The 7,421-nt window shown below is 64.8% G+C and carries 4 protein-coding genes and 2 tRNA genes; 1 reads left to right on the top strand and 5 read right to left on the bottom strand.

All coding sequences use genetic code 11. From position 1 onward, the window contains the following. Positions 1-153 precede the first annotated feature (153 nt). Together Q0P60_RS15210 and uvrB are read right to left on the bottom strand one after the other, a co-directional pair. A tRNA-Val gene (locus Q0P60_RS15210) sits at positions 154-228 on the bottom strand. A 106-nt stretch (positions 229-334) separates the two neighbouring features. Next, positions 335-2,359, bottom strand: coding sequence for an excinuclease ABC subunit UvrB (gene uvrB / locus Q0P60_RS15205; protein ID WP_294995197.1), 2,025 nt, complete (start codon positions 2,357-2,359; stop codon positions 335-337). Between the two features lie 128 nt (positions 2,360-2,487). On the opposite strand from uvrB, the gene Q0P60_RS15200 reads away from it, so the two are divergent. Next, positions 2,488-3,024 (top strand): GspH/FimT family pseudopilin, encoded by a 537-nt coding sequence (locus Q0P60_RS15200; protein ID WP_294995194.1) that lies wholly within the window; start codon positions 2,488-2,490, stop codon positions 3,022-3,024. 60 nt (positions 3,025-3,084) lie between these two features. Here the strand turns inward: Q0P60_RS15200 and Q0P60_RS15195 are convergent. The 3 genes from Q0P60_RS15195 to Q0P60_RS15185 all read right to left on the bottom strand — a co-directional run bounded on the left by Q0P60_RS15195 (position 3,085) and on the right by Q0P60_RS15185 (position 7,409). After that, positions 3,085-3,161: transfer RNA gene (locus tag Q0P60_RS15195), tRNA-Asn, on the bottom strand. A gap of 46 nt (positions 3,162-3,207) precedes the next feature. Continuing rightward, positions 3,208-3,615, bottom strand: a complete 408-nt coding sequence (locus Q0P60_RS15190; RefSeq protein ID WP_294995191.1) for a type IV pilin protein — start codon at positions 3,613-3,615, stop codon at positions 3,208-3,210. 23 nt (positions 3,616-3,638) lie between these two features. Continuing rightward, positions 3,639-7,409 carry a PilC/PilY family type IV pilus protein gene (locus Q0P60_RS15185; RefSeq protein ID WP_294995188.1) on the bottom strand — a complete coding sequence of 1,257 codons (3,771 nt, stop codon included), beginning with the start codon at positions 7,407-7,409 and terminating at the stop codon, positions 3,639-3,641. Positions 7,410-7,421: the final 12 nt, after the last annotated feature.

The raw sequence follows: 7,421 nt of genomic DNA, 5'->3' as shown, positions 1-7,421 counted from the left end.
GAACCTGTGACCCCTACCATGTCAAGGTAGTGCTCTACCGCTGAGCTAACCGCCCATCTTGTTCTTGCCGCCCGAAAGCCGGCCTTGCTACGTAAAAACCCGGCGCCAGGGCCGGGCTTTGCAGTTCACGACCGCCTTCTTGCGAAGACGTCGTGGTGGGCGGTACAGGGTTCGAACCTGTGACCCCTACCATGTCAAGGTAGTGCTCTACCGCTGAGCTAACCGCCCGTTTTGCTTCTGCATTTCCGCGATTGCGTCGGTGCAGGCCGCGTATATTACGGATGACGGCTGTGAAGCGCAACACTTTTGTGAAGATGCGGCTGCGCCGCCGCGTTCAGCCGAGGCTGGCCTCCTTCAGCTGGCGGATCTGGTCGCGCACGCGCGCGGCATCCTCGAATTCCAGGTCCTTGGCGTGCTGGTACATCTGCTGTTCCAGCGCCTTGAGGCGGGCCGCCAGCTGGGCCGGGGCGAGGGAACGATAGTCCGCGACGTCCTCGGCCACGCCCGCCCGGCTCCTGCCCTTGCCCTTCTTCGCCTCCTTCTCGGCGGCGTCGGAGCGGGCGCCTTCCAGCACGTCGGTGATCGGGCGCGCGACCGAGCGCGGCACGATGCCGTGTTCCTCGTTGTACTCGACCTGCTTGGCGCGACGGCGGTCGGTCTCGTCGATCGCCGCCTGCATCGAGCGGGTCACCTTGTCGGCATACAGGATCGCCGTGCCGCGCACGTTGCGGGCGGCGCGGCCGATGGTCTGGATCAGCGAACCGGTGGAGCGCAGGAAGCCCTCCTTGTCGGCATCCAGGATTGCCACCAGCGAGACCTCGGGCATGTCCAGGCCCTCGCGCAGCAGGTTGATGCCCACCAGCACATCGAACTTGCCCAGGCGCAGGTCGCGGATGATCTCGACGCGCTCGACCGTGTCCACGTCCGAATGCAGGTAGCGCACGCGGATGCCATGTTCGGTCAGGTACTCGGTGAGGTTCTCGGCCATGCGCTTGGTCAGGGTGGTGACCAGCACGCGGTCACCGGCCTTGATCCGCGCATTGGCCTCGCTCATCAGGTCGTCGACCTGGGTCCCCACCGGGCGGATCTCCACCACCGGATCGATCAGGCCGGTCGGCCGCACCACCAGCTCGGTGATCTCGTCACCGGCTTCGCGCAGCTCGTACGGCCCGGGCGTCGCCGAAACGTAGATGCTGCGCGGGCAGCGCGCTTCCCACTCCTCGAAGCGCAGCGGGCGGTTGTCCAGCGCCGACGGCAGGCGGAAACCGAACTCGACCAGGGTCTCCTTGCGCGAGCGGTCACCCTTGAACATCGCGCCGATCTGCGGAATGGTCACGTGCGATTCGTCGATCACCAGCAGCGCATCGGCCGGCAGGTAATCGAACAGGGTCGGCGGCGGCTCGCCGGCGTTCTTGCCGGTCAGGTGCCGCGAGTAGTTCTCGATGCCGTTGCAGAAGCCGACTTCGGCCATCATCTCGATGTCGAACTGGGTGCGCTGGGCCAGCCGCTGCGCCTCGACCAGCTTGTTCTGCGCGTACAACTGCTCCAGGCGTTCCTTCAGCTCCACCTTGATGGTCTCCACCGCCGCCAGCACGCGCTCGCGCGTGGTCGCGTAGTGGGTCTTGGGATAGACGGTGAAGCGCTGCATGTTGCGCAGCGTCTCGCCGGTGAGCGGGTCGAACAGGGTGATCTTCTCGACCTCGCCGTCGAACAGTTCCACGCGCAGCGCTTCGCTGTCCGACTCGGCCGGGAATACGTCGATCACTTCGCCACGCACGCGGAACGTACCGCGCTGCAGCTCGTATTCGTTGCGCGTGTACTGCAGCTGGGTCAGGTGGTTGATCAGGTCGCGCTGGTCGATGCGTTCGCCCTTGGACAGGATCAGGCGCAGCGACAGGTAGTCTTCCGGCGCACCCAGGCCATAGATCGCCGACACCGTTGCCACCACGATCGCGTCCGGGCGCGACAGCAGGGTCTTGGTCGCGGCCAGCCGCATCTGCTCGATGTGCTCGTTGATCGAACTGTCCTTCTCGATGAAGGTGTCCGACGAAGGCACATAAGCTTCCGGCTGGTAGTAATCGTAGTAGCTGACGAAGTATTCGACCGCGTTGTGCGGGAAGAACGCCTTGAACTCGCCATACAGCTGCGCCGCCAGCGTCTTGTTCGGCGCCATGATCAGCGTCGGCTTCTGTACGTTCTGGATGACGTTGGCGATGGTGTAGGTCTTGCCTGAACCGGTGACGCCCAGCAGGGTCTGCTTGGCGATGCCCGCTTCGAAGTTGCTGGTCAGCTTGGCGATGGCATCAGGCTGGTCGCCCGCCGGCGAATACGGCGAGACGAGTTCAAAACGGTCGCTCATGGTGTTGCCAGTTCCCGGGAGTGATGAGTATACGGGGCAAGGGGTGACGGCCGGCTGAGGGGTTTCCGGGCAGGCGGACGCGGCAGCACCTGATGGCGATGCCCGGCCACGGCAGCGAGGCTGGATGCATGCGCCGATCCCTTCCGCCCTGCCCCGCCGCGCCGCGCGGCATCCACCTGCTCGAGCTGCTGGCGGTCGTCGCGGTGCTGTCGGTGCTGCTGGCCGCCGGCTGGCCGGCCCTGCAGTCGATGCTGCTGCGGTACCGCGCCGACGCCCTGCAGTTGATGCTGCACGCCAGCCTGTCCGCCGCACGCCACCAGGCACTGACCCGGCGCGAACTGATCGGGTTGTGCGCCAGCGAGGATGGGCTGCACTGCACGGAGGACTGGAGCAGGGGCTGGATCGTCTATCGCAGCGGCGAGCGGCGGCAACCACCGCCTTCGCCCGACGCCATCCTGAACCACCAGCACGGGCGCCCTGACATCCGGGTCCGGGCCCAGGCCAGCAGCGGGCGGCCACAGCTGTTCTTCCAGGCCGACGGCCGCAGTCCCGGCGCCAACCTGACCCTGCGCATCTGCGCGGGCAACCGGTTGCATGGCCGGCTGGTGGTCAACAACGGTGGACGCACGCGCACCGAACGCGTTGACCGCAACCTGCCCTGCTGAGCGGATTCCGCAACACGCAGAAAAGCAGAAGCCGCGATTTCTCGCGGCTTCTGCAGTATCTGGCGCCCGAAGTTGGACTCGAACCAACGACCCCCTGATTAACAGTCAAGTGCTCTAACCGGCTGAGCTATTCGGGCGGGGAGGCGCATTGTACTGGGCAGTTACGTGAAGATCAACACCTGATTACCAGCAATCGGTAAGCGTGCCTTCGGCGGTTTTGCGGTTGGCCTGGTCGAGGCTCATCTTGCCGCAACTGTCCTTGGTCTGGCTGCCCTGCGGCGTCGCGGTGATGGTGAACGAGGTGCCGTCGCCCTTGAACGCCAGGTTGTAGCGGGCGACGCCTCCCTCGCGTGGCGAGACCTTGGCCGGCAGCGTGTAGCCGGAATAGGAATTGTTGCTCGAGTGGTAGCGCTCGGCGCGCTGCGCATATTCCGCCATGTCCGCCTTCACCACAGCACGGTGCGAACGGCGCACGTACTGCTGGTAGGACGGAATGGCGACCGCGGCGAGGATGCCGACCACGATCACCACCACCATCAGCTCGATCAGGGTGAAGCCCGCCGCGCGACGGGAACGGAAATGAGTCGACATGGGCGGAGTTCCTTGCAGCGGAATCATTGGAGCTGACGCCAGGATTGGCGACCGCACGGATACGGCAGGTACAGCGACTGACTGCCGGCGGCACCGACCACCATCCAGCACGAACTGCCGCCGGGCGGACCTTCCTTGCCACTCGCAAGCCGCGGCATCACCGACAGCGAGACATCACGGACCGGCGCGGTGCCTTCGCTCTTGAGCAGGATGCCTGCGGTGCCCGCCACCGGCTTGCTACCCTTGGGCGAGCCGGTGCGGACGTTCTCCAGCGCCGCGGCACCGCTCAGCGATGACAGGCCGAACAGCCAGTTCGAACCACTGGTCGAACAGCCGACCGTTTCCAGGTTGGGGACGTAGGTCGGCATGAACATGATGCCGCTGACCAGCATCGGATTGCCAACGAAACGCTCGCCATTGGTGGTGGGCAGGTTGACCACCCAGCCGCTTGCATTGGCCGGCACCGCGCCCGCCGTGATGCTGCGCGCCTCCGCGCCGACGCCCGGCGTATCCGCGGTGTATACGGCGAGGTTGGCTGCGGTCAACGTCGTGGCCGCGCGCTTGCCGGAAACATCGTTGACCGCGTACAGCCCCTGCTGGGTCTTGTCGTCCTTGTCCGAATAGAACGAGAAGCTGCCGGTGCCGAAGTACAGCATCACGCCGCCGGAGGGCCCGGTCGCCGCGGTCATGCCACCGGTGATCGGCTGCCGGTAGTTGCGGCGATCGGTGTCCTGGGCGACCTTGCTGGTGAACACCGGCACCGACAGCGCGGCATTGGTGCTGTCGGTCAGGTCGAACTTCCAGATGGCACCGCGCTGGTCGGCCGCGTACACGGTGTCCGCCAGCCCGTCACGGCCGCGCACGTCCTGCTTGGCACCCTGCCAGCGGTCCACCACCACCACGTTGCCCAGGCCGTTGTCGCCGCTGATGTCGCTGGCCGAACTGCCTTCGGCCGCCTGGATCATGCGCACGCTTCCGCTGGCCATGTCCACCACGTACAGGACGGCCCTGCGATTGACGCTGCCGTAGCCATTGCCGAAGATCGCCTTCCAGGCGATGCCGTTGCCTTCCTTCACCGGCACGATCACCGGCTTGCCCAGCACGAAGCCGATGTTGTCGCGCACCGCCTGCGACAGCGACGGGTTGATGTCATTGATTTCCCACAGCACCTGGCCGGTGCCGAAGCTGCCTGGCGTACTCACGTCCAGAGCGAACACCGAACGGCCACCTGCACCGGCCGTGCCGACCAGGCCGGTCTGCCAGGTGCTTCCATTCAACATGTCCGAGACCGCGATCGGCCCGTCGACATAGTAGCGGTGCCGGAAGGTCTGGTCCTTGCTGTCCGGCTTGTACGGGAACAACAGGTTGGCCATGTGACCCAGCGCAGTGGCCGGGATATAGGCAAAGCTCTCGCTACCCCCCGAGCTGTCCATCTCGCCCGATGCACCCATGCCGCCGTCGAAGGCGTGCAGCATGCCGTCGTTGGCCCCCACGTAGACCATGTAGCGGCGCCCCTTGGCCTTGGTTTCAAGGTACTTGGCATAGCCGACCGCATAGTCGCCGCCAAGCTGGCGGTAGCCGTAGTCGTCCAGCGGCGAACTCACCACCGGGGCCGAGGTGACGATGTCGCCCAGCGGCGTGGTGCGGTCACGGTACTTGCCGCCGTTGCGCTTCTCGGTCGATGCATCCGCCTTCAGGTAACGGATGGCGGACTCCAGGTCGGCATCGATCGCCTTCAGCTTGTCCGCAGCACACACCAGCATCGTTGCGTACTTGCCATCCGGCTTGCTGCACAGGTCGGTCAGGCTGATGGTGGATGCGCCGAAATCAACCACCGAACCAGCCTTGTTGGCCACGATGCGGCGACCGCTCGAGGACAGTTTGGCCGACGCTTCCCAGGCTTCGCTGAAAACCGCCACCTGGTCGCTGTTGATGGTCACGGTCGAGGCCTTGAGCTTGCTCGACCAGTCGGTTGCGCCGTTGCGGATGTCGAAGCTGGGCGACACCGACAGTGACCCCGCACCGATGCGGGCGCCGGTCATGCCCAGCGTTCCCGACGGCGACTTGCTGGCCGTGATCGCCTCCAGCACCCGGCGCATGGCCACCGTTACGTCATTGGGCGTCTGCGCATTGATGAACTCACCGCGGCTGTTGAGCGCGGCATGCCAGATTTCGTCCACCACCGTGCCATCGTCCACCGTCACCGGGTTCGGATTGCTGTCCCAGTTGGGCGGATTCTTGAACGGATCGGCGGTAGCCGCGGCATTGACCCCATAGATGCGCCCCTGCGCGCCGAGGGTAACGCCGTAGAAGTTCATGTGCAGATCGGTCTGGCAGTCCAGCCGCTTCCAGTCCGGCGTGCTCTTGTCCAGGGTCTTGCAACGCTCATCGACCGGCACCTGGCCCGCAGCGAAGCTTGTGCCCGAGCGCAACGGCGTCTTGTCGCCGGCATAGTAGGCGGCGGTGATGTCGGCCATCGTGTTGCTGTAGCCGTCCGCAAACGGGACGGTCGGGAGCTGCGTCGAACCCACCGCGTCGGCGTTGTTGTAGGACCCGACCGGCGTATCTCCCGAGTTGGTGTAGCCATCGGTAAACAGCATGCCGCCGTTGCGCTGGCAGGCCCGGATCACCGGCGCGCCCTCATCGGTGCGGCGGAACTGTTCCGCCATGAACTCCACCGCGCGACGGTTGGGCGTACCGCTATACGGGTTCAAGCCATAGATCTGCGCATACAGATCGGCACGATTGGTTACCAGATCATGCATCGTCACGTTCTTGCGGGTGTTGATCGTGAAGTAGCCCACGCGCATGTTGTCGACCCCGTACAGGGCTTCCACCGAGGCGCCGATGATGGCCAGCGTGCGGTTGCGGTGATACTGGAACCAGTTGGCGAAGTTCTGGATCGCCAGGCCATAGGCGCCGTCGACGCTGTAGTTGTCACTCTTGATCTGGTAACGGCGAAGATTGCAGCCGGGACCGCAGGCACCTTCGATCACCGGGCGGTTCTTGTCATCGCTCTTGTAGCCGTAGGGCGCCGGGGCGCTCTCCGGCAGGTAGAACGTCGCCGGGTAATACTCCACGCCATAGGTCACCGCCGAGGTAATGCTGCGCGCTGCGGTCTGCCAGCCGCCACTACGGTAGTAACGGTTGTCGGTACCCTTCAGATCCGGGATCCGCATGCCGCTGACGAACTGGAAACCCTCATTCGAGCGCGAGCGAACGTTGGTCACGTCATACGAATTCTTGTAACCGGGGAAGTTGGAGCGGGGATCCGCAAGTGCAGCAATCGGACTGGCGTTGTCCCAGCGCGTCCCGTCGGCCTTGATCCACGGAAGGTAGGTCACCGCTGGATTGAAATAGCTCGCGTTGTAGACGTGCGAGCGGGCGAACCCGAAGATGTCCAGCGGCGGAATGGCCTGGCCTGCGCTGTAGTTGCTGTTGAAATCGCTATGCGGATAGAGATACAGGTAGCAGTCGGCAATGGGATTTCCTCTCGAGTCATAACAGTTCGCGCCGATGTTGCTGAACTGGCCTGCGGAGCGGAAGAAACTGCCGGTCGAATTGTTCCAGATCATGCGGCCATCGCCGCCCGGGAACATGCGCTCGAACATCATCGAGTTGGAATCGTCCACCGCCATGATGAACGCCGGCGGCGTCGGCACCTGCACGTTCATCGGCTCCTGCGCCAGCACGCCCTGTGCCTGCGCGGCCATCAGGGTATGCACCAGGTAACCACCGGCGGCGAGCACGGCGAAGCCAACGCCCGCCAGGATTCTACGATTTCGCGTGTTCATGGGCTCCCCACC

It is taken from the genome of uncultured Stenotrophomonas sp., from assembly GCF_945952405.1.
Taxonomy (GTDB): domain Bacteria; phylum Pseudomonadota; class Gammaproteobacteria; order Xanthomonadales; family Xanthomonadaceae; genus Stenotrophomonas.
The sequence above is the reverse complement of the archived record's forward strand: the minus strand, read 5'-3'. Positions and strand labels throughout refer to the sequence as shown.

Bases quoted from the DNA above. Each gene is read 5' to 3' on its own strand.
- Q0P60_RS15190 (WP_294995191.1), bottom strand. From the start codon at position 3,615: ATGTCGACTCATTTCCGTTCCCGTCGCGCGGCGGGCTTCACCCTGATC.
- Q0P60_RS15200 (WP_294995194.1), top strand. From the start codon at position 2,488: ATGCGCCGATCCCTTCCGCCCTGCCCCGCCGCGCCGCGCGGCATCCAC.
- uvrB (WP_294995197.1), bottom strand. From the start codon at position 2,359: ATGAGCGACCGTTTTGAACTCGTCTCGCCGTATTCGCCGGCGGGCGAC.
- Q0P60_RS15185 (WP_294995188.1), bottom strand. From the start codon at position 7,409: ATGAACACGCGAAATCGTAGAATCCTGGCGGGCGTTGGCTTCGCCGTG.